This window comes from Mycobacterium celatum (genome assembly GCF_002101595.1).
GTDB lineage: Bacteria > Actinomycetota > Actinomycetes > Mycobacteriales > Mycobacteriaceae > Mycobacterium > Mycobacterium celatum.
On sequence record NZ_LQOM01000005.1, the window covers coordinates 15,446 to 34,769 of the forward strand.

A 19,324-nucleotide genomic window follows, 5' to 3' on the forward strand; every position below is an offset into this window, starting at 1 on the left:
TCTCATGGCCCGGCTCCTCCTCGGGCGTTTCCGCCCGCATCGTCGCCAGGCGGCGACAGCACCGCCGAGATGTAATTGCCGCGGTCGAGCACCTCGGCAGCCGCCCGGTCGCTGTAGGCGAAGATCGGCCCGGCCAACACGGTCAACGAAAGCCCGACGCCGATGAGTGCCAGCGTCGGCGCGACCATTCCGATCGGCATGTGGCCGACGTCGTCGCGGTCGTCGAACGCAACGTCCTCGACTTCCTCCAGCAGCGCCGCCGTGCGGGCCGCCACCAGGTCCCCGTCGGGCGCGTCGACGCGGGGACGCCAAAACGCCTTGGACCACACCCGCGCCACCACGTACAGCGTCAGCAGGCTCGTCAGCACTCCGCCGGCGACCAGCAGCCAAGCCAGCACCGACCCGTCGGCCGTGCCCGCCCGCAGCAGCGCCACCTTGCCGATGAACCCCGAAAACGGCGGAATACCACCGAGATTCAAAGCGGGCAGCAGAAACACGAAGGCCAGCAACGGGTTTGCCGCCAGCCCGCCAAGCCGCTGCAGAGAAGACGCCCCGCCCTGGCGTTCGATCAGGCCCGCCGCCAAAAACAGCGTGGTCTGCACGACGATGTGATGCGCCACGTAGTAGATGGCCCCGGACATGCCGGCCTGCGTGGACAGCGCGACCCCGAACACCATGTAGCCGATATGGCTGACCAGGGTGAAGGACAGCAGCCGTTTGATGTCGCTTTGCGCGATGGCGCCGAGGATGCCGATCAGCATGGTCAGCAGCGCGGCCACCAGCAGCAGATGATTCAGCCCGGCGTCGGGGAACAGCAGCGAATGCGCCCGGATGATCGCGTAGATGCCGACTTTGGTCAGGATGCCGGCGAACACTGCGGTGACCGGCGCGGGCGCGGTGGGGTAGGAGTCGGGCAGCCACGCCGACAGCGGGAACACCGCGGCCTTGATGCCGAAGGCGACCAGCAGCACCGCGAACATCGCGCTGCGGATGCCGGGGCTGACGGTGCCGACGCGGATTGCGAGCTCGGCCATGTTCAAGGTGCCGGTCGCGGCGTAGATCAACGCGATGCCGAACAAAAAGATCAGCGACGACAGCAGCGACACCATCACGTAGCCGATGCCGGCGCGCACCCGCGCGGCGCTGCCGCCGATCGTCAACAACACGAAACTCGCCGAGAGCAGCACCTCGAACCCGACGAACAGGTTGAACAAATCGCCGGCCAGAAACGCCATGCACACGCCGGCGGCCAGCGCGAGATAGGTGGGCAAGAAGATCGACACCGGCTGGCGGTCGTCGCCGTCGCGGATACCCTGACCGATCGCGTAGGCCACCACGGTCAGCAACACGACCGACGACACCACCAGCATCAACGCCGAGAGTCGATCGACCACCAGCGTGACGCCCAGCGGACCCAAAGGTGTTGGGCCCCAGCCGCCGACGTGTAGGGCCAGCGTGCCGTTGCGATCGGTCAAGAACAGCAACGCGATGCCGACCAGGACGATCGTCGCCAGCGCGGCCCACGTGATCAGGCGCTGCAGCCGTGGGCGTCGGCCGGCGACCAGGGTCGCCGCGGCGCCGAGCATGGGCACCAGCACGGGCAGCGGGATCAGCGTTGCGGCAAGGGTCATCGCGACCCCCGATGGCCGGGCAGCGCGTCGAGTTCGTCCGGTTCGTCGGTGTCTGGGTACGGCTCCTCCGGGTCGGCGTCGACGTCGGCGGCTTCCTCCGGCGAGAGCTGCGCGACGCGGGTGTCCTCGGGGTCTTTGCCGACGGCTTCGGCGGCAGTCAGCCGGTACGAGCGGTAGGCCAGCGCCAGCACGAACGCCGCTACGCCCATCGTGATCACGATCGCGGTCAGCACCATGGCCTGCGCCAGCGGGTCGGCGGTGGGTTTGCCGGGACTGCCGCGGCCGTGCACCGGCGGATTGCCCGGCGCACCGCTGACGGCGATGATCAGCAGATTGACCGCATTGCCAATCAGCAGCAGCCCCAACAACATTCGGGTCAGCGTGCGTTCGAGCAGCAGATACACCCCGCAGCTGACCAGCGCGCCGATCGCGAGCAGCGGAATCAGGTAGACGGTCATGTGAGGGCCGCCTCGCGAGCCGCGGCCTGGTCCTCGCCGACTCGCACACCGAGGCTGCGCAGCACGTCGAGCACCAGGCCGACCACGATCAGATAGACGCCCAGATCGAAGAACAACGCGGTGACGAACGTGACGTGGCCCAGCACCGGCAGGTCGACAGCCAGCACCGCCGACGACAGCGCCGGCGCCCCGCGCAACAGCGACGCCGCCGCGGTGCCCGCGGCCAGGCCCAGCCCGACGCCCAGGATCTTGCCGGCGTCCAGCGGCAGCGTCTCGCCGAGTTCATAAGGGCCGCCGGCCAAATAGCGCAGCACCAGCGCCAGCCCGGCGGTCAGCCCGCCGGCGAAACCGCCGCCGGGAGTGTTGTGGCCGGTGAAGAAGAAGTACACCGACACCACCATGATCAGCGGGAAGATGATGCGGGTGGTCACCTCCAGCACCAGCGAGCGGTGGCGGGGATCACGGTATTCGCTGCCGCGCAGCCAGGTGGTGTCGCCGATCGCCGGGCTGTAGGGCGTGATCGGAATGTTCCCGATATCCGGCTGCCCGGCCCGCGGCATCCGCGGCGCAGACCCGAACCGTCGGTGCCGAAATACCAGCGACGCCACGCCCGTCGCGGCGACCAGCAACACCGAGATCTCGCCGAGGGTGTCCCACGCCCGGATGTCGACCAGCAGGACGTTGACGGTGTTGGCGCCGTGACCGCGCAGGTAGGCGGCGTCGGGCAGCAGGCTCGCGATCGCGGTGCCGTGGCGGGCCGCTATGGCGAACATCGCCAGCACGGTGACGGTGGCGCCGACGGCCAGCGCCAGCGCCGCGCGGGGCAGCCGGTGGCGCCTGATGTCGGCCGGATCGATTTCGGCCGGCAGTGTGCGCAGCACCAGCACGAAGATCACCAGCGTCACCGTCTCCACCAGGAACTGGGTCAGCGCCAGATCGGGCGCGCCGTGGAAGGCGAAGATGGCCCCGCAGGCGTAGCCGGTGACCCCGACCATCAGCACGGCGGCCAGCCGGTTGCGGGTCATGGTCGCGCCCAGCGCGGCTGCCACCAGCAGCGTTGCCAGCGTGGGCTGCAACGGCGAACCCCACAGCGCCAACCGCGGCCGATCCCGGGCGCCGAGCAGCAGCGCCGCCGTCGGCACCAACGCCAGCGTCGACAGGACCACCGACTGGGTGGCGGGGATCGAGCCGCGCTGCGTTTCGCCGGTCAACCGCACCGATATCAGGTCGAGGCCGCGGACCACGGCGTCGTAGGTGCGATCGGCGTTGCCCAGCGGGATCCAGCCAACCCGGGCACGACGCAGCCGGGCCCGGCCGAAGAAAGCCGCGGCACCCAGCGTCGTGACGCCCGCCGACAACGCCAGCGGCAGGCCGACGCCGTGCCACAGCGTCAGGCTATTCGCGCTGCCTGCGTAGCCATCCAGCAGCCGGCCCAGTGGTGCCGGTTCGACGCCCAGCACCAGACCGGCGGCGGCCAGGATCGCCGGCGCGGTCAGGAACGTCGCGGTGGGCGGGTGCATGCCTGCGACCGGGGCGCTCGGTTCGCGACGGCCTTTGCGGGCGAACGCGCCCCACAGAAACCGGACGCTGTAGATCATCGTGAACACCGAGCCGGCGGCTATCACGCCCAGCACGTACGGCGCGTGTGCAAGCGTCGCAAACGCGGCCTCCTTGGCGACGAAACCCAGAAACGGCGGCAGCGCGGCCATGCTGGCGGTCGCCGTGGCAGCGATCACCAGCAGCGACGGGCAGCGCTGTCCCAGCCAGGCCAGCCGGCGCACATCCCGGGTCCCGGTGGCGTGGTCGACGATGCCGACGACCATGAACAGCGCGGCCTTGAACATCGCGTGCGCACACAGCACCGCCAGCCCGGCCAGCATCAGGTCGCGGCCGCCGCTGCCGACCAGCACAGTGATCAGCCCGAGCTGGCTGACCGTGCCGAACGCCAGGATCAGCTTGAGGTCGTATTCGCGGACCGCGCGCCAGCCGGCCAGCAGCATGGTGGTCACGCCGAGGATCACGACGGTGGGGCGCCAGCCCGGCGAGTCGGCGAATCCGGGGGCCATCCGCGCGATCAGGTAGACACCGGCTTTGACCATCGCGGCGGCGTGCAAATAGGCACTAACCGGCGTCGGCGCGCCCATTGCGCCCGGCAACCAGAAGTGCAGCGGCACGATCGCCGATTTGCTCAGCCCGCCGACCAGCATCAGCAGCACCGCGACGGCGACCGCGGTGCCCGTCGGGGGAGCGGCCAGGATGTCGGAGAGCTCATAGCTGCCGGCGGCGTGGCCCAGGATGACGATCCCGGCCAGCATCGCCAGCCCACCGGCGGTGGTCACCAGCAACGCCTGGACGGCGGCGCGCCGGCTGACCAGCCGCTCGGCGTAGTGGCCGATCAGCAGGAACGACAACACCGTGGTCAGCTCCCAGAACACGTAGAGCACCAGCATGTTGTCGGCGACCACCAGCCCGAACATGGCGCCGGAGAACGCCACCAGTTCGGCGGCGAAGCTGGGCAGCCGATTTTCGGTGTGACCGTCGCGGTGGTGGAAGTAGTCGGCGCAATAGAACAGCACCAGCGCGCCGATGCCCAGCACCAACACGCTCATGATCGCGGCCAGCGGGTCGAACCGCAGGGCGATGTCCATCGACAGCTCGGGCACCCACCTGATGTCGACGCGGTGGTCTGCGCGGCTTGGCCAGTGCAGCACCACCCACCCCAGCGACCCGAGCGGCACCAGGGCGAGCGGGTAGAACGCCAACCGGCCCCATGTGCGCACCAGCAGCGGCGCCAACGCAGCAGCGACCGCGTGGGCGAACAGGATGGCGAGCATGGCACTCCGGTGTCGGGGTGTCAGCCTGATAGGAAGGCTATTTCGCTAGGCAGTCTAGCGGTTGGTCGGGCGCTGCATGCTGCGACGGAATCCAAGGGCGTACCGTCGGCGTGTGGGACGTGTTGCAGCTCAACGCGTTTCGTGAGTGTATGGATTAGCACACAGCCATAGGTGCCGAGTGTGCGGTTTTATACGCGACGCGCCGAGGTCTGCGTATCGAATCGCACACTCGCGAAGGCCAACAGCCGCGGCGCAACGACTCGATGCAGCGGACCAACCGCCGCCCAGACCGTTCGGGCGACGAGCTTGCGCCGGTAGTGCAGGCGGGTCGTTAGTGAGGCGCGGCCGTCGTGGCGCCGCAGTGTCAGGGTCGCCCGCATGAGCGGCCCGTCCGCCGCGAGCACGCGCTCGTCGGGGTCCGAACGGACCACCGTCCACCCGTCGAATCTCAGCACGTGGCGGTGAATCCACCGCACCACACTGCCCAGTGCGCCAGATTCGACACTGCGCGAATCGCCGTCAAGGATCGGCGCTTCGAACGTGTCTGTGTAGTCGGCATCGGTTTCAGCCGCTGCCGCAATGCGTTTGAGCGTCCAGCGCACCGCCACGCGATGTCCGCCGCTGCCGATGACCAGCGCCCGGTAGATCTTGCCGTGCAGACCGGGAAATGCCGCCCACGTCTGCGAGCGCACGCGGGTGCGCTGCAAACCTTCGGGGTCCAATTCGAATATCCACCGGTAGACGGCGAACGGGTGCCGGCCCTTCAACGCCAGCCGCGCCGGCGCCGTCGCGGAAGCATGAGACCGATGGGATCCTCGACGCGACGCGCGCGCTGGTGCTCGCCGAAGGACCGCGGGCGGCCAGCGTTGCCGCGATCGCCCAGGCCAGCGGCGCGCCGGCCGGGACGCTGTATCACCGATTCGGCAATCGCAACGGCATCCTGACCGCCGCCTGGCTGCGCGCGCTCGAACGATTCCAGACGCGCGCCATGGCCGCCGCGGCCGGCACCGCCCTCGAATCCGCGGTCGCGATGGCCGTCGCGGCCATCGGCTTCATGCGTGAGCTCCCGGAGGACGCGCGGCTGCTGCTGACCATCCGGCCGGGTGACCTGCTCGACGGCAAACCCGACGCGGCGTTCGAGCAGACCCTGGCCGCCATGAACGCGCCGCTGCAGGAGCGGGTGCGCAGTCTGGCCGACGAGCTCTACGGCAGCACCGATCCGCGCAGCGTCGACGCCGTCGCCAGAGCGGTCGCCGACCTGCCGTACGCGGTTGTTCGCCGGCACGCTCGCGACGACCCGATCCCGGCGTGGCTGGAGGACGACGTCGCCGCTGCGGTGCGTGCGCTGCTCAGGGCCTACCGGGCTTCCGCGTAGGCGCGCAGCGCCGCCACCTGCCCGGGGTCCAGCGACGGGCTCACGGTTTTGCGGGCCGCGGCAATGTCGTCGGCGGTGATGTCGGCGGTGTCGATGGACCGCCGCATCGCGGCCAGCGCGGCCTCCCGCAGCAGCGCCGCGCAATCTGCGGCGCTGTAGCCCTCCAGCGCGTCCGCGAGCGCCGCCAAGTCGACGTCGGCGTGTAATGGGATGGATTTGCCTGCAGTGCTGAGGATTTCGTGGCGGGCGGCAGCGTCGGGTGGTTCGACGAAGACCAGCTTCTCCAGCCGGCCGGGTCGCAGGAGCGCCGGGTCGATCAGGTCGGGCCGGTTGGTGGCGCCGACGACGACGACGTCGCGCAGCGGGTCGATGCCGTCGAGCTCGGTCAGCAGCGTGGCGACGACCTTGTCGGTGACGCCCGAGTCGAAGCTCTGCCCGCGTCGCGGCGCCAGCGCGTCGACCTCGTCAAGGAACACCAGCGACGGCGCCGAATCCCTTGCACGGCGGAACAATTGACGGACCGCCTTCTCGGAGGCGCCCACCCATTTGTCCAGCAGCTCGGGGCCTTTGACCGCGTGCACGCTCAGCCGGCCGGTGCTGGCCAGCGCGCGCACCAGGAACGTCTTGCCGCAGCCGGGCGGTCCGTACAGCAGTACGCCGCGAGGCGGGTCGACGCCGAGTCGGGAGAAGGTATCGGGATGTTGCAGTGGCCACAGCACCGCTTCGGTGAGCGCCTGTTTGGTGGCTGCCATGTCGCCGACGTCGTCGAGGGTGACGTCCCCGGCCGTCGCTTGGTCCCCGGTCGAGCGGGACAGCGGCCGGATGACGGTCAACGCGCCTAGCAGGTCGTCCTGGGTCAATGTCGGCGTCCCGCCGTCGGCGCTGGCCCGCGCGGCGGCCCGCAACGCGGCCTCGCGCACCAAAGCTGACAGATCGGCAACCACGAAACCCGGTGTACGGCCCGCGATCTCGGCAAGGTCAAGCTCATCGGTGGGCGCCCGCGACAGCAGCGAGCCCAGCAGCGCGGCGCGGGTTGCGGCGTCGGGCAGGCTCAGACCCAGCTCGCGGTCGCACAGGTCGGGCGCACGCAGCCTGGCGTCCAGGTTCTCCGGCACCGCCGAGGTGGCGATGAACGCCACCCCGGGAGTCGCTATCGCCGTGCGCAGTTCGGCAAGGATTAGCGACGCCACCGGCTCGGCGGTGGCCGGCAGTAGCGCGTCGACGTCGGCGATCAGCAGCACCCCGCCGCCCTGGCGTATCGAGGCCACTGCCGCGGCAACGGCTTTCAGACGTTCGTCGGCGGCCAGTGCGCCCACCCCGGGGCCGTCCAACTCCACCAGCCGCCGCCCGGCGCACACCGCCCGCACCAGCGTTACCTTCCCGACGCCGGCCGGCCCGGACACCAGGACACCCAAATTGGTTGTGGCGCCGAGTGTTTGCAGCAGACCCGGCTCGTCCAGGGACAGCTTGAGCCATTCGCCGAGTTTGCGGGCCTGGGCGTCGACGCCCTTGAGGTCGTGGACCGGCGTCGGCGCGACCGGCTCGACCGCGGCGGGCACACCGGGTCCCCAGGTCACCAGTGAGTTCGGCTGCACGCTCACCGGGCCGCCGGGGTCGACGCCGGTGACCGTCAAAAGTTCGGAAGTCCAGCTGATTCCGACGGCCGACGCCAGCAGGCGGGTGGTTTCCGTCGTCGACGTGCCCGGTCCGAGGTCACGAGGCAGCAGCGACACCGCATCGCCGACCGTCAACACCTTGCCCAACAGAGCCTGCCGCAGTGTGGCCGGCGTGATCGACCGGGTTGCCAGCGACGAGCCGCTCAGCGTCACCGACCGCGCGCCGCATATCGTCGCCGCCGCCACGATGACCGGGTTTCCTTCGCGCAGACCGGCATTCGACAGCGTGACGTCGTCGAGAAGTATGGTGCCGGCCGGCGTACCCGGAGCCGTGCCGACCACCGCCGCGGTGGTCCGCGACCCGGTCAGCGACACCGCGTCCCACTCGCGAATACCGAGGGCCGCAATTGCTTCCGGGTGCAGCCGGACAACGCCGCGACGCGAATCCACCGCCGAGGTGTTCAGCCGTGCGGTCAACGTCAGCTGGGCCATTCAGCCCCCCGGCTTGCGCAGGCCCAGCCGCGCCATCGAGCGGCGGTTCGGTTGCGCTCGCCGGATGGCCCGACGCACGGCCCGCCGCTCTTTGGGCCGCTCGCCCCACACTTCGGGATGCTCGGCCAGCCAGCGGTGGCTGCGAACCGAAAACGGAATGTGGCACAGATACGCCGCGATGGCCACCATCACCAGGATGTACGGGAAGAGGAATGCGGCCGCCGCGACGATCGCCAGCACCGCCAGCAGTAGCGCGGCGAAGTTCGGCGGCACCGACACCGCATGCATCTTCTTCATCGGGATCCGGCTGACCACCAGCATGGAGCAGACCACCACCCACGCGCACACGAACCACGGCGAGCTCCACCAGCCGACACCGAACTGCAGCTTGGCGGCCAGCGGGCCGAGCACCGCGATCGCGCCGGCGGGTGCAGGCATGCCGACGAAGAACTCGCGCGTGTAGGCGGGCAGGGTGGCGTCGTCGAGCAGCGCGTTGAACCTGGCCAGCCGCAACACGATGCACACCGCATACAGCAGCACCGCCACCCAGCCGGCCGGCAACGACGCCAGCAGCGACACGTAGACCACCACCGCGGGCGCCACCCCGAAGTTCACCGCGTCGGCCAGCGAGTCGATCTCCTCACCCATCCGCGACTCGGCGTCCAGGATGCGGGCCACCCGGCCGTCGAGCCCGTCGAGGATGGCGGCGGCGGCGATCAGCGCCATCGCCGCGTGCGGCTGGGCCTCCAGCGCGAACCGGATCGAACTCAGCCCGGCGCAGATGGCCAGCACGCTCATCGAACTGGGCAGGATGCGCAGGTTGACCGATCGGCGGGGTTTGGTCGTCATGTCAGTTGGGCCAGCACCGTTTCGCCGGCCACCGCCCGTTGCCCGACGCTGACCAACACCTCCGTCCCGGCGGGCAGGTAGGTGTCCAGCCGAGACCCGAACCGGATCAGCCCGTAGGTGTCACCGATCGAGAGTTTGTCGCCGACGCGGGCGTCGCAGACGATCCGGCGCGCCAGCAGTCCGGCGATCTGCACAACGACGATCTCGGCGCCGGCATCGGTGCGGATCCGCACGCTGGTGCGTTCGTTGTGTTCGCTGGCCGCGGCCAGCTCGGCCGATCCGAAGCGGCCCGGCCGGTGTTGCACGTCGAGCACCTCGCCGCTGATCGGGGCCCGCTGCACATGCGCGTCCAGCAGCGACAGGAAGATGCTGACCCGGGGCAGCGGAGTGTCGGGGAGGCCGAGTTCGGCAGGCGGAGCGGCGGATTCGACGAGGCAGACCAGGCCGTCGGCGGGTGCGACGACGACGCCGGGCCGGGTCGGCGGCACCCGCGGCGGGTGACGGAAGAAGCCGGCGCAGGCACCGGCGGCCAGCAGACCGGTCCGGCGCAGCCAGCGATAGCGGCGGCCGACCAGCGCCACCCCCAGGCCGGCGGAGATGAACGGCAGCCCGGCGGGATGCACGGGGGGAATGGTCGACCGCAGCAACGCCACCAGGCGTTGGGGGCGGCTCAGGCCGTCGGACGGGCGTCGTGCCACGCGGTCATCTTACGGAGCGGACAGGTCCCAGAGTTCTACTTGTGCTCCGGCCGCGATCTCGGTGACCTCTTCGGGGATGTCGAGCAGGCAGTTCGCCGACGCCAGCCACCGCAGATGGTGGGATGCCGGCGGGCCGTAGCTCATCACCGTGCCGGCGTCGGCGTCGAACACCCCGCGCCGGAACTGCCTTTTGCCGCGCGGTGAGGTCAACGTCTCGGTGAGCACCGCGGTTCGTCGCGGCCGATGCGCCGCCGGCAGGCCCATCGCCGCGCGCAACGCGGGCCGGACGAACACCTCGAACGACACCAGCGCGCTGACCGGGTTACCGGGCAGCGTGACGATCGGCGTGCCCGCGACCCGGCCGGTGCCCTGCGGCATGCCCGGCTGCATCGCGACTTTGACGAACTCCACGCCCTGATCGCCCTCGCGGCCGAACGCGTCCTTGACCACTTCGTAGGCGCCCGCACTGACCCCGCCGCTGGTGATGATCAGATCCGCCTCGGCGGCGTAGCGGTCCAGCACGGCGGCGAACTGCGCGACCTCGTCCTCGACGGCAGGGCTGGCAACCACCTCGCCGCCGGAGCCGCGGACGGCAGCGGCCAGCATGATCGAGTTCGACTCGTAGATCTGGCCCGGCTGCAGCGGTGTGCCCGGCGACACCAATTCGGTTCCGGTGGAGACCACCAGCACTCGCTGCCGCGGGATGACCGGCAGCTCGGGCAGTCCCAGCGCGGCGGCCAGCCCGACCACCGCCGGGGTGACCAGCTGCCAGGCCCGCAACACGGTGGTGCCGGCGGCGACGTCCTCGCCGGCGCGACGGATGTGACGCCCGTCGGCGGTGGGGGCGGTGATCGTGACGACGTCGGTGCGTCCGTCGGTGTTCTCGACCGGCACGACGGCCGTCGCCCCGGCCGGCATCGGCGCGCCGGTCATGATCCGGTGCGCAGTCCCGGGTTCCAGCGTGGGAATGTCCGTGCGTCCGGCCGGAATATCTTCGGCCACAGGCAATTTCACCGGATGGTCGGCAGATGCCGTCGCTACTTCGTGGGCCCGCACGGCGTAGCCGTCCATCGCGGAGTTGTCGAACACCGGCAGCGACACCGTCGCGATCACATCGCCGGCCAGCGCGAGACCTTCGGCGTCGGCGAGCGTGGCTGTGCCGGCCGGCCGCGCCGTGATCAGTTCGGCGACGACCCGCTGATGTTCTTCGACCGAGCGCATCAGACCGGGAACGTGACGCCGGTGAGTTCTTTGGACACCGCCCACAGTCGGCGCCGCAGCTCCTCGTCGTGGGACTGCGCGCTGGACTGGACGAGCTTGGGGTAGCCGCGCTGCTGACCGAGACCGTCGGGGCCGTAATACTGCCCGCCCTCGACGTCCGGGTCGGCGGCGGCGCGCAAGGTCGGCAGGGCACCCATCGCCGCGCTCTGGAACAGCAGCGGGCCGAGCAGCGCGTTGGCCGGCTTGAGGATGGTGGGCAGATTGCGGGTGAGCTCGGTGTTCGAGGTGCCGGGGTGTGCAGCGACGGCGATGGTGTTTTTCTGCTGAGCGGTCAGCCGGCGCTGCAGCTCGTAGGTGAACAGCAGGTTGGCCAGTTTGGACTGCCCATACGCGGCGATCCGGTCGTAGCTGCGCTCCCACTGCAGGTCGTCGAAGTGGATCGAGGCGCGGAACCGGTGGGCGTTGCTGCTGACGGTCACCACTCGCGAACCGCGGACCCCGAGCATGTGGTCGAGCAGCAGCCCGGTCAGCGCGAAGTGCCCGAGATGGTTGGTGCCGAACTGCATTTCGAAGCCGTCGGCCGTGAGCTGCTTGGGGGTGTACATCACGCCGGCGTTGTTGATCAGCAGGTCGATGCGCGGGTAGTTCGTCCGCAGCGCGTCGGCGGCCGCGCGCACGGAGTCCAGCGAGCTCAAGTCGAGTTCGGCCAGCGTGACATCGGCCTGCGGCTGGGCGGCGACGATGCGGGCCAGCGCGGCGTTGCCCTTCTCCAGGTTGCGCACCGCGAGGACGACGTGCGCGCCGCACCGGGCGAGCACCGCGGCCGTGTGGTAGCCGATTCCGGTGTTCGCGCCGGTGACGATCGCGATGCGGCCGCTCTGGTCTGGCACATCGGCTTCCGACCATTTGCCGTTGGAACTCATGGCCGAAAACGATACCGACGGATGCCCGACGCCGTCGGGTGGCATTCTCGACGCCATGGACGACGGCACGCCCGGCGTGGGCGTGGTGGCCATGGCCGACCCTGCACATCCGCCCAGTCAGAAGGCGCCGCTGATGTGGGCGGTGGGCGGCGCGATCCCGTGGCTGGCGCTGGCCGTCGGGCAGCTGATTTGGTTCTCAGTAGATCAGCGGGTGTTGTGGGTGCACGGGTTGTGCGCGGCCGTCACTGTACTCGGCGCGGCGGTGGCCGTCGGCGTCGTGCCGTGGTGGCGGTATCGGGTGCACCGCTGGGAGATCAGCCCGCAGGCGGTATACACGCGCACCGGGTGGCTGGTCCAGGAACGCCGCATCGCGCCGATTTCGCGGGTGCAGACCGTCGACACCTATCGCGGCCCGCTGGACCGGTTGTTCGGGCTGGCCAATGTCACGGTGACGACGGCGTCGTCGGCCGGAGCCGTGCGGATCGTGGCGCTGGATAACGCGGTCGCCGACCGTGTGGTCGCCCAGTTGACCGACATCGCCGCGATCGGCGCCGAGGACGCCACGTGAGCTGGCAGCGGCTGAGCCCGCGAATGTTGTTGGTGCATCCCGTACATGAGCTTCTCCGCCAGTTGCCGCTGCTGATCGGCGCGATCGTGCTGGGTTCCACCACCGGCAACCCGTGGTGGACGGTGGCGGCACTGGCGGTGACGGCACTGCTGGGGGCGGCGCGCTGGTTCACCACGAGCTACCGCATCGAGCCGGACGAGGTGCAGTTGCGGGCCGGTGTCCTGCACCGCAAGGTGTTGTCGGTGCCACGCAACAGGATTCGCTCGGTGCAGACCGACGCGCGGCTGTTGCACCGGCTGCTGGGGCTGGCCGTGCTGCGGGTGAGCACCGGACGAGAAGCAGCGGGCGACAACGTTTTCGAGCTCGACGCCGTCGAGGTTGCGCAGGTTCCGCGGCTTCGGGCGATCCTGCTGGCCGAATCCGAGCCGCCGGCCGACCAGGCCACGGGCGTTATGTTGGCGCGCTGGCAGCCGTCCTGGTTGCGGTACGCGCCACTGAGCCTGTCCGGGTTGGTGACGATCGCCGCCGCGGTGGGTGTCGTGTATCAGAGCGGATTCGCCGCGCCGCTACGGCAATTCGGGATGGACACCGCTCAGCGGTACGGGGTGGCGGCGACGGTGGCCGTGGTGCTGCTCGCATCGGTGTTGCTGGCGGTGATGCGGTCGTTGCTCACCTACGGCAACCTGGTGTTGCTGCGGCGGGAAGGGTTCCTGGAGTTGCGGCACGGGTTGTTGAGGGTCCGCGAGCACACCTACGACACGAGCCGGCTGCGCGGCGGGACGCTGCGGCAGCCGCTGCTGGTGCGCGCGCTGCGCGGCGCCCGGCTGGACGCGGTGATGACGGGTGTACACGGCGCCGGCGAGTCGTCGATGCTGCTGCCGCCGTGTCCGGCTGCGGCGGCCGAGGGGGTGCTGACGGGCCTGGTCGGCTCTTCCGACGTGGTGACCGGCCCGCTGCGTGGGCATGGCCCGCGGGCGGCGGCGCGACGGTGGACCCGCGCGCTGGGTCTGCCGGCGTTGGCGGGTGTGGTGCTGGCGGCGCTCGGCGGGCCGGCCTGGGTGTGGCTGGTGTGGGCCGGGGTGATGGTGTGTTGCGCGCTGATGGCCGCCGACCGCGTGCAGGCCCTCGGGCACCGGGTGGACGCCGATTGGCTGGTCGCGCGGGCCGGTTGCCTGGAGCGGCGCCGCGATTGCCTTGCCACCGCGGGCATTATCGGCTGGACCGTGCGGCAGACGCCGATGCAACGGCGGGCCGGCGTCGTCACGCTGGTGGCCGCCACCGCCGCCGGGGTCAAGCGCTATCCGCTGATCGACGTCCCCGAGCAGCAGGCCTGGTCGGTGGCTGCGACGGCGTCGCCGTGGGTGGCGGGCAGCGTCTGGGCGACGCGCTAAAGCTCCCGCACCGCCGCGATGCGGGCCTGCAACTGGTCGCTTGTTGCCGCGGCGACCGGCGGCCCGCCGCAAATGCGGCGCAGCTCGTTGTGAATCCAGCCGTGCGGCTTGCCCGTTCGGTGATGCGCCGCCGACACCAACGCGTTGAGCTCGCGGCGCAGATCGCGTAGTTGGCCGTGCCGGGTGACCGGTTCGGGAGCACTTCCCCCGGCGGCCGCGAGCTGCTCGGCTTGCCTGCGCCGCAACAGTTCACGCATCTGCTCGGCATCCAAGAGGCCGGGGATGCCGAGATAGTCGGCCTCGTCGCCGCCGGTGCCGAACGACGCGCCGTCGAAGATGACCTGGTCCAGCTCGGCGTCGGCGCCCAGGGACATGAACCCGTTCTCGATGTCGGACGGCTCGCTTTGGCGGCGCTGCGCGGCGGCCAGCTCATCGGTTTCCCGATGCGGTTTGCCGAGCACGTGGTTGCGCTGCGCCTCCAACTCGCTGGCCAGCAGCAGCAGCGACGGCACCGACGGCAGGAACACGCTGGCCGTCTCGCCGGGTCGCCGGGACCGGACGAACCGCCCGATGGCCTGGGCGAAGAACAACGGCGTAGAGGCGCTGGTCGCATACACACCGACCGCCAGCCGCGGCACGTCGACACCCTCCGACACCATCCGCACCGCGACCAGCCAGCGGCTGGTGCCCGCGGCGAACTGCGCGATGCGCTCCGACGAGCCGGGGTCGTCGGACAGCACGACAGTCGGCGCCTCGCCGGTGATCCGCTCCAGCAGAACGGCATACGCCCGCGCGGCCTTCTGGTCCGAGGCGATCACCATGCCGCCGGCGTCGGGCATGCCGCCGTCGCGCAATTGCCGCAGCCGGGTGTCGGCCGCCGAGATCACCGACGGCATCCATTCCCCGGCCGGATCCAGCGCTGTGCGCCACGCCCGGGCGGTGTGCTCGGCGCTCAGCGGCTCGCCGAGCCGGGCGGCGTACTCCTCGCCGGCGCTGTCACGCCAGCGGGCTTCTCCCGAGTAGGCCAGGAACACCACCGGGCGGACCACCCCGTCGGCGAGCGCCTCGGTGTAGCCGTAGGTGTGGTCGGCCTGTGAGCGCAGCAGGCCGTCGCCGCCGGGCTCGTAGCGGACGAACGGGATGGCGGCGTCGTCGCTGCGGAACGGTGTGCCGGTCAGGGCCAGCCGGCGGGTGGCGTCGCCGAAGGCCTCCAGGATCGCGTCGCCCCAACTTCTGGCGTCGCCGCCGTGGTGGATCTCGTCGAAGATGACCAGGGTTCGCCTGCGCTCGGTGCGGACCCGGTGCCGCGTCGGGTGGCTGGCCACCTGTGCGTAGGTGACGACGATGCCGTGGTACTCCGCCGAGGTGTGGGCGGCGGTATTGCGGAACTTCGGGTCCAGCGCGATGCCGCCGGCGGCGGCCGCCGCGGCCCATTGGTTTTTCAGATGCTCGGTGGGCACCACCACGGTGATCGCCTCGACGCTGCGATCGGCCAGCAGCTCCGCGGCGATGCGCAGAGCAAACGCCGTCTTACCCGCACCCGGGGTTGCGACCAGCAGGAAATCGCGCGGCTGGGCGGTCAGGTACCGCACCAGGGCTCGCCGCTGCCAGCCCCGCAAAGCTCGGGTGTCGGGCGCATCAGTTGCCCGCACCCGAGGCCTCCTATCCAACGAGATGCACTGTAGCGCAAGGACATCGGTCAGCGCATCTTGGCAGGAAGCCGCTCAGACGAAGAAGTTGTCGTGGCGAATGAACCACTCGCGGCGTTCGTCGTCGGTCATGTCGGCCAACGCGGCAAAACCCTCGAAGTAGGCCTCCCGCGGTGCGCCCGGAGCGAACAACATCAAGATCGACGCCGGCGTGTCGGCCTCGTTGCGGAAACCGTGGATCCCGCCCGGCGGAACATAGAGGAAGTCGCCCTGGTGGCCCTCGAGCCAGTCGTGGCCGTCGTAGAGCCTCATGGTCCCGGACAGCACGAAGAACGCCTCGGACATCGCCCGGTGGTAGTGCGGGCCGGGCCCGCCGCCTTGTGGGCTGATGTCGACCCGGTACAGGCCGTAGTCGCCGTCGGTGGCCTGCTGGTTGGCCAGGTAGTGGTACTTGACGCCGAAGGTTTCGTAGTCCGGCGGTTCGTCGGCGCGTTTGAGCCAGGCGCTGACCTCGGGCTCGTCGTTAAGATACCGGGGCCCTGGATAGGGCGGCACCACGAGCGACATTGGCCCAGCCTGCCACGTCCGTAGCCACCGGTGCGGCGAAGGCGTGGCCGGCAGGTCACCGACCCCGGATCACCGCCGACATGTATACCGCTGCGCCAGCCTGCGCGCCCGACCCGCGACCGATTTAATACCGCGAACAGCCGACGGTCAGACGATCGGTGTTCTTGCACTCTCCATAGGCGAGTGCTAAGAATGACTTGGCACTCGCGACCGGTGAGTGCTAGGTCGGGACGGTGAGATCCAGCTCAGGATCGTCCGTCGCGGGCACTGCACCCGGCCAGGACGTGTCATCCCCAATCCGGAGGAATCACTTCGCAATGGCCAAGACAATTGCGTACGACGAAGAGGCCCGTCGCGGCCTCGAGCGGGGCCTGAACAGCCTCGCCGACGCGGTAAAGGTGACGTTGGGTCCCAAGGGCCGCAACGTCGTCCTGGAGAAGAAGTGGGGCGCTCCCACGATCACCAACGACGGTGTTTCCATCGCCAAGGAGATCGAGCTGGAGGACCCCTACGAAAAGATCGGCGCCGAGCTGGTCAAGGAAGTCGCCAAGAAGACCGACGACGTCGCGGGTGACGGTACGACGACGGCCACGGTGCTGGCCCAGGCGCTGGTCAAGGAGGGCCTGCGCAACGTCGCCGCCGGCGCCAACCCGCTCGGCCTGAAGCGCGGCATCGAGAAGGCCGTCGAGAAGGTCACCGAGACGCTGCTCAAGGGCGCCAAGGAGGTCGAGACCAAGGAGCAGATTGCTGCCACCGCGGCCATCTCCGCCGGCGACCAGTCGATCGGCGACCTGATCGCCGAGGCCATGGACAAGGTCGGCAACGAGGGCGTCATCACCGTCGAGGAGTCCAACACCTTCGGCCTGCAGCTCGAGCTCACCGAGGGTATGCGCTTCGACAAGGGCTACATCTCGGGTTACTTCGTCACCGACGCCGAGCGTCAGGAGGCGGTGCTCGAGGAGCCGTACATCCTGCTGGTCAGCTCCAAGGTGTCGACGGTCAAGGACCTGCTTCCGCTGCTGGAGAAGGTCATCCAGGCCGGCAAGCCGCTGCTGATCATCGCCGAGGACGTCGAGGGCGAAGCCCTCTCCACCCTGGTCGTCAACAAGATCCGCGGCACGTTCAAGTCGGTGGCGGTCAAGGCCCCCGGCTTCGGTGACCGCCGCAAGGCGATGCTGCAGGACATGGCGATCCTCACCGGCGGCCAGGTCATCAGCGAAGAGGTCGGCCTGACGCTGGAGAACGCCGACCTTTCGTTGCTGGGTAAGGCCCGCAAGGTCGTCGTCACCAAGGACGAGACCACCATCGTCGAGGGCGCCGGTGACACCGACGCCATCGCCGGCCGGGTGGCCCAGATCCGCCAGGAGATCGAGAACAGCGACTCCGACTACGACCGCGAGAAGCTGCAGGAGCGGCTCGCCAAGCTGGCCGGCGGTGTTGCGGTGATCAAGGCCGGGGCGGCCACCGAGGTGGAGCTCAAGGAGCGCAAGCACCGCATCGAGGACGCGGTGCGCAACGCCAAGGCAGCCGTCGAGGAGGGCATCGTCGCCGGTGGTGGCGTGACCCTGCTGCAGGCGGCCCCGACGCTCGACGAGCTCAAGCTCGAGGGTGACGAGGCCACCGGTGCCAACATCGTCAAGGTGGCGCTGGAGGCTCCGCTGAAGCAGATCGCGTTCAACTCCGGTCTGGAGCCCGGCGTGGTCGCCGAGAAGGTCCGCAACCTGCCGGCGGGTCACGGCCTCAACGCCGCGACCGGCGAGTACGAGGACCTGCTCAAGGCTGGCGTCGCCGACCCGGTCAAGGTCACCCGTTCGGCGCTGCAGAACGCCGCGTCGATTGCGGGCCTGTTCCTGACCACCGAGGCTGTCGTCGCCGACAAGCCGGAGAAGGAGAAGGCCGCCATGCCCGGTGGCGGTGACATGGGCGGCATGGACTTCTAAGTCCTTTACGGAAAAACCCGGCTCACCAAGTGAGCCGGGTTTTTTTCGTGGCTCCTGGGCCACCACCGCCTCGAGTGTGCGGTTTCATACGCGACTCGCCGAGGTCGGCGTATCAATCCGCACAGTCGCGGGCAGGGTCTGTGGACAGCCGTCGACACCGTTGTGGGCCGACGTGCCACTGTCCGGTGATGCAGCCGATCGAGTGGCCGTTTCGAGCGGCGGAGGCGCTGGAAGCCGGAGTGCTGACGTTCCGCGAGCTGCGCCGCTTCCACGCCGCGGTCTACCCCGGTGTGTGGGCGCCGCGCGAAGCCGGGCTGTCAGCGGCTCAGCGGGCCCGCGCCGCCTGGCTGTGGTCGGATCGCAACGGCGTGCTGGCCGGATTGTCGGCCTCAGCGACGTTGGGCGCCAAGTGGATCGAAGCCGGCCTGCCGGCGGAACTCGTCCATACCAACCGGCGACCGCCGCCGCTGATCGTCGTCCACACCGACGCCCTACTAGCGAACGAGAAGCAAATGATCTGCGGAATGCCAGCAACGACGGCTGCTCGCACCGCCTTCGACCTCGGCAGGCGACTCGGGCTGAAGGAGGGTGTTCAGCGTATCGACGCTTTGATGAACGCCACCGACCTCAAGGTCGACGAGATCGAGGCGGTGACCGACCGACATCCGGGCGTTCGGGGACTCCGGCAACTGCGTAAGACGCTGGAGCTTGTCGACGGCGGCGCCGAGTCGCCCTACGAGTCGCTGACTCGATTGCTCTTGATAGAAGCCGGATTTCCCCGCCCGCAGACCCAGATCCCGGTGTACGACAAGTACGGGTTCGTGATCGCGCGCATCGATATGGGTTGGTCGGAATGGCGTGTCGGCGTCGACTTCGAGGGCACGCACCACTGGACCGATCCGCGGCAGCGGGATTGGGACGTCGAGCGATATGCCAAGTTGTCTGAACTGAACTGGATTGACGTCAGGTTGACCGCCCGAACGCTGCACCACAGTCCGCGGGTATTCCTCAACCGCGTCGGCGACGCGCTGAGCGACCGCGGCTGCCCGAAGACGTGGTGACTGTGCGAATTCATCCGCCCCGACCGGCGAGTCGCGTATGAAACCGCACAG

Annotated in this window: 15 protein-coding genes and 1 pseudogene; 5 read left to right on the plus strand and 11 right to left on the minus strand. The window is 69.7% G+C overall.

Features of this window, described 5'->3' with window-relative positions:
- Positions 1 to 2: 2 nt before the first annotated feature.
- From AWB95_RS00380 to AWB95_RS24010, 4 genes and pseudogenes are all read right to left on the minus strand, one after another.
- Positions 3 to 1,631: a Na+/H+ antiporter subunit D gene (locus AWB95_RS00380; protein ID WP_062541382.1), complete on the minus strand. Its 1,629-nt coding sequence runs from the start codon at positions 1,629 to 1,631 to the stop codon at positions 3 to 5.
- On the minus strand, positions 1,628 to 2,089 hold the full coding sequence (locus AWB95_RS00385) for a Na(+)/H(+) antiporter subunit C (protein WP_062541383.1): 462 nt from the start codon (positions 2,087 to 2,089) through the stop codon (positions 1,628 to 1,630). The genes AWB95_RS00380 and AWB95_RS00385 overlap by 4 nt, the downstream gene beginning before the upstream one ends.
- Positions 2,086 to 4,923 carry a Na+/H+ antiporter subunit A gene (locus tag AWB95_RS00390; protein WP_085167387.1) on the minus strand — a complete coding sequence of 946 codons (2,838 nt, stop codon included), beginning with the start codon at positions 4,921 to 4,923 and terminating at the stop codon, positions 2,086 to 2,088. The genes AWB95_RS00385 and AWB95_RS00390 overlap by 4 nt, the downstream gene beginning before the upstream one ends.
- 572 nt (positions 4,924 to 5,495) lie before the next feature.
- Positions 5,496 to 5,714, minus strand: a pseudogene (locus AWB95_RS24010) (hypothetical protein); the annotation flags it as partial.
- A gap of 20 nt (positions 5,715 to 5,734) precedes the next feature.
- Between AWB95_RS24010 and AWB95_RS00400 the strand changes: the two are divergent.
- Positions 5,735 to 6,298, plus strand: a complete 564-nt coding sequence (locus tag AWB95_RS00400; protein ID WP_238600896.1) for a TetR family transcriptional regulator — start codon at positions 5,735 to 5,737, stop codon at positions 6,296 to 6,298.
- Here the strand turns inward: AWB95_RS00400 and AWB95_RS00405 are convergent.
- From AWB95_RS00405 to AWB95_RS00425, 5 genes are read right to left on the minus strand one after another with little or no spacing between them, the layout of a single operon-like run.
- Positions 6,280 to 8,406: an AAA family ATPase gene (locus AWB95_RS00405; RefSeq protein ID WP_062540980.1), complete on the minus strand. Its 2,127-nt coding sequence runs from the start codon at positions 8,404 to 8,406 to the stop codon at positions 6,280 to 6,282. The genes AWB95_RS00400 and AWB95_RS00405 overlap by 19 nt on opposite strands.
- The gene (pssA, locus tag AWB95_RS00410; protein WP_062540981.1) at positions 8,407 to 9,255 is read right to left on the minus strand and encodes a CDP-diacylglycerol--serine O-phosphatidyltransferase; all 849 of its coding nucleotides are present in this window, start codon (positions 9,253 to 9,255) and stop codon (positions 8,407 to 8,409) included.
- Entirely contained in the window at positions 9,252 to 9,953 is a 702-nt protein-coding gene (locus AWB95_RS00415; RefSeq protein WP_085167393.1) for a phosphatidylserine decarboxylase, read from the minus strand. Before AWB95_RS00415 ends, pssA begins: the two co-directional genes overlap by 4 nt.
- Before the next feature lie 9 nt (positions 9,954 to 9,962).
- Positions 9,963 to 11,174 carry a molybdopterin molybdotransferase MoeA gene (gene moeA, locus AWB95_RS00420; RefSeq protein WP_085167395.1) on the minus strand — a complete coding sequence of 404 codons (1,212 nt, stop codon included), beginning with the start codon at positions 11,172 to 11,174 and terminating at the stop codon, positions 9,963 to 9,965.
- A complete protein-coding gene (locus tag AWB95_RS00425) occupies positions 11,174 to 12,097 on the minus strand; it encodes an SDR family NAD(P)-dependent oxidoreductase (RefSeq protein WP_085167397.1) in 924 nt (307 codons plus the stop codon). Before AWB95_RS00425 ends, moeA begins: the two co-directional genes overlap by 1 nt.
- A gap of 55 nt (positions 12,098 to 12,152) precedes the next feature.
- On the opposite strand from AWB95_RS00425, the gene AWB95_RS00430 reads away from it, so the two are divergent.
- Positions 12,153 to 12,665, plus strand: a complete 513-nt coding sequence (locus tag AWB95_RS00430; RefSeq protein WP_180275974.1) for a PH domain-containing protein — start codon at positions 12,153 to 12,155, stop codon at positions 12,663 to 12,665.
- A gap of 23 nt (positions 12,666 to 12,688) precedes the next feature.
- A complete protein-coding gene (locus AWB95_RS00435) occupies positions 12,689 to 14,056 on the plus strand; it encodes a PH domain-containing protein (protein ID WP_085167414.1) in 1,368 nt (455 codons plus the stop codon).
- Here the strand turns inward: AWB95_RS00435 and AWB95_RS00440 are convergent.
- Together AWB95_RS00440 and AWB95_RS00445 are read right to left on the minus strand one after the other, a co-directional pair.
- On the minus strand, positions 14,053 to 15,708 hold the full coding sequence (locus AWB95_RS00440; protein ID WP_062538801.1) for a DEAD/DEAH box helicase: 1,656 nt from the start codon (positions 15,706 to 15,708) through the stop codon (positions 14,053 to 14,055). The genes AWB95_RS00435 and AWB95_RS00440 overlap by 4 nt on opposite strands.
- Before the next feature lie 72 nt (positions 15,709 to 15,780).
- Positions 15,781 to 16,272 (minus strand): cupin domain-containing protein, encoded by a 492-nt coding sequence (locus AWB95_RS00445; protein ID WP_062538800.1) that lies wholly within the window; start codon positions 16,270 to 16,272, stop codon positions 15,781 to 15,783.
- A 317-nt stretch (positions 16,273 to 16,589) separates the two neighbouring features.
- Here AWB95_RS00445 and groL point away from each other — a divergent pair, with 317 nt between their 5' ends.
- Both groL and AWB95_RS00455 read left to right on the plus strand, forming a co-directional pair.
- Positions 16,590 to 18,212 (plus strand): chaperonin GroEL, encoded by a 1,623-nt coding sequence (gene groL / locus AWB95_RS00450; protein ID WP_062538799.1) that lies wholly within the window; start codon positions 16,590 to 16,592, stop codon positions 18,210 to 18,212.
- A 188-nt stretch (positions 18,213 to 18,400) separates the two neighbouring features.
- Positions 18,401 to 19,273 (plus strand): hypothetical protein, encoded by an 873-nt coding sequence (locus AWB95_RS00455; protein ID WP_062538798.1) that lies wholly within the window; start codon positions 18,401 to 18,403, stop codon positions 19,271 to 19,273.
- Positions 19,274 to 19,324: the final 51 nt, after the last annotated feature.

Coding starts and splice junctions, on each gene's coding strand:
- AWB95_RS00390 (WP_085167387.1), bottom strand. CDS start 4,923: ATGCTCGCCATCCTGTTCGCCCACGCGGTCGCTGCTGCGTTGGCGCCG.
- AWB95_RS00425 (WP_085167397.1), bottom strand. CDS start 12,097: ATGAGTTCCAACGGCAAATGGTCGGAAGCCGATGTGCCAGACCAGAGC.
- AWB95_RS00435 (WP_085167414.1), top strand. CDS start 12,689: ATGTTGTTGGTGCATCCCGTACATGAGCTTCTCCGCCAGTTGCCGCTG.
- AWB95_RS00380 (WP_062541382.1), bottom strand. CDS start 1,631: ATGACCCTTGCCGCAACGCTGATCCCGCTGCCCGTGCTGGTGCCCATG.
- AWB95_RS00385 (WP_062541383.1), bottom strand. CDS start 2,089: ATGACCGTCTACCTGATTCCGCTGCTCGCGATCGGCGCGCTGGTCAGC.
- pssA (WP_062540981.1), bottom strand. CDS start 9,255: ATGACGACCAAACCCCGCCGATCGGTCAACCTGCGCATCCTGCCCAGT.
- AWB95_RS00445 (WP_062538800.1), bottom strand. CDS start 16,272: ATGTCGCTCGTGGTGCCGCCCTATCCAGGGCCCCGGTATCTTAACGAC.
- AWB95_RS00430 (WP_180275974.1), top strand. CDS start 12,153: ATGGACGACGGCACGCCCGGCGTGGGCGTGGTGGCCATGGCCGACCCT.
- AWB95_RS00455 (WP_062538798.1), top strand. CDS start 18,401: ATGCAGCCGATCGAGTGGCCGTTTCGAGCGGCGGAGGCGCTGGAAGCC.
- moeA (WP_085167395.1), bottom strand. CDS start 11,174: ATGCGCTCGGTCGAAGAACATCAGCGGGTCGTCGCCGAACTGATCACG.
- groL (WP_062538799.1), top strand. CDS start 16,590: ATGGCCAAGACAATTGCGTACGACGAAGAGGCCCGTCGCGGCCTCGAG.
- AWB95_RS00405 (WP_062540980.1), bottom strand. CDS start 8,406: ATGGCCCAGCTGACGTTGACCGCACGGCTGAACACCTCGGCGGTGGAT.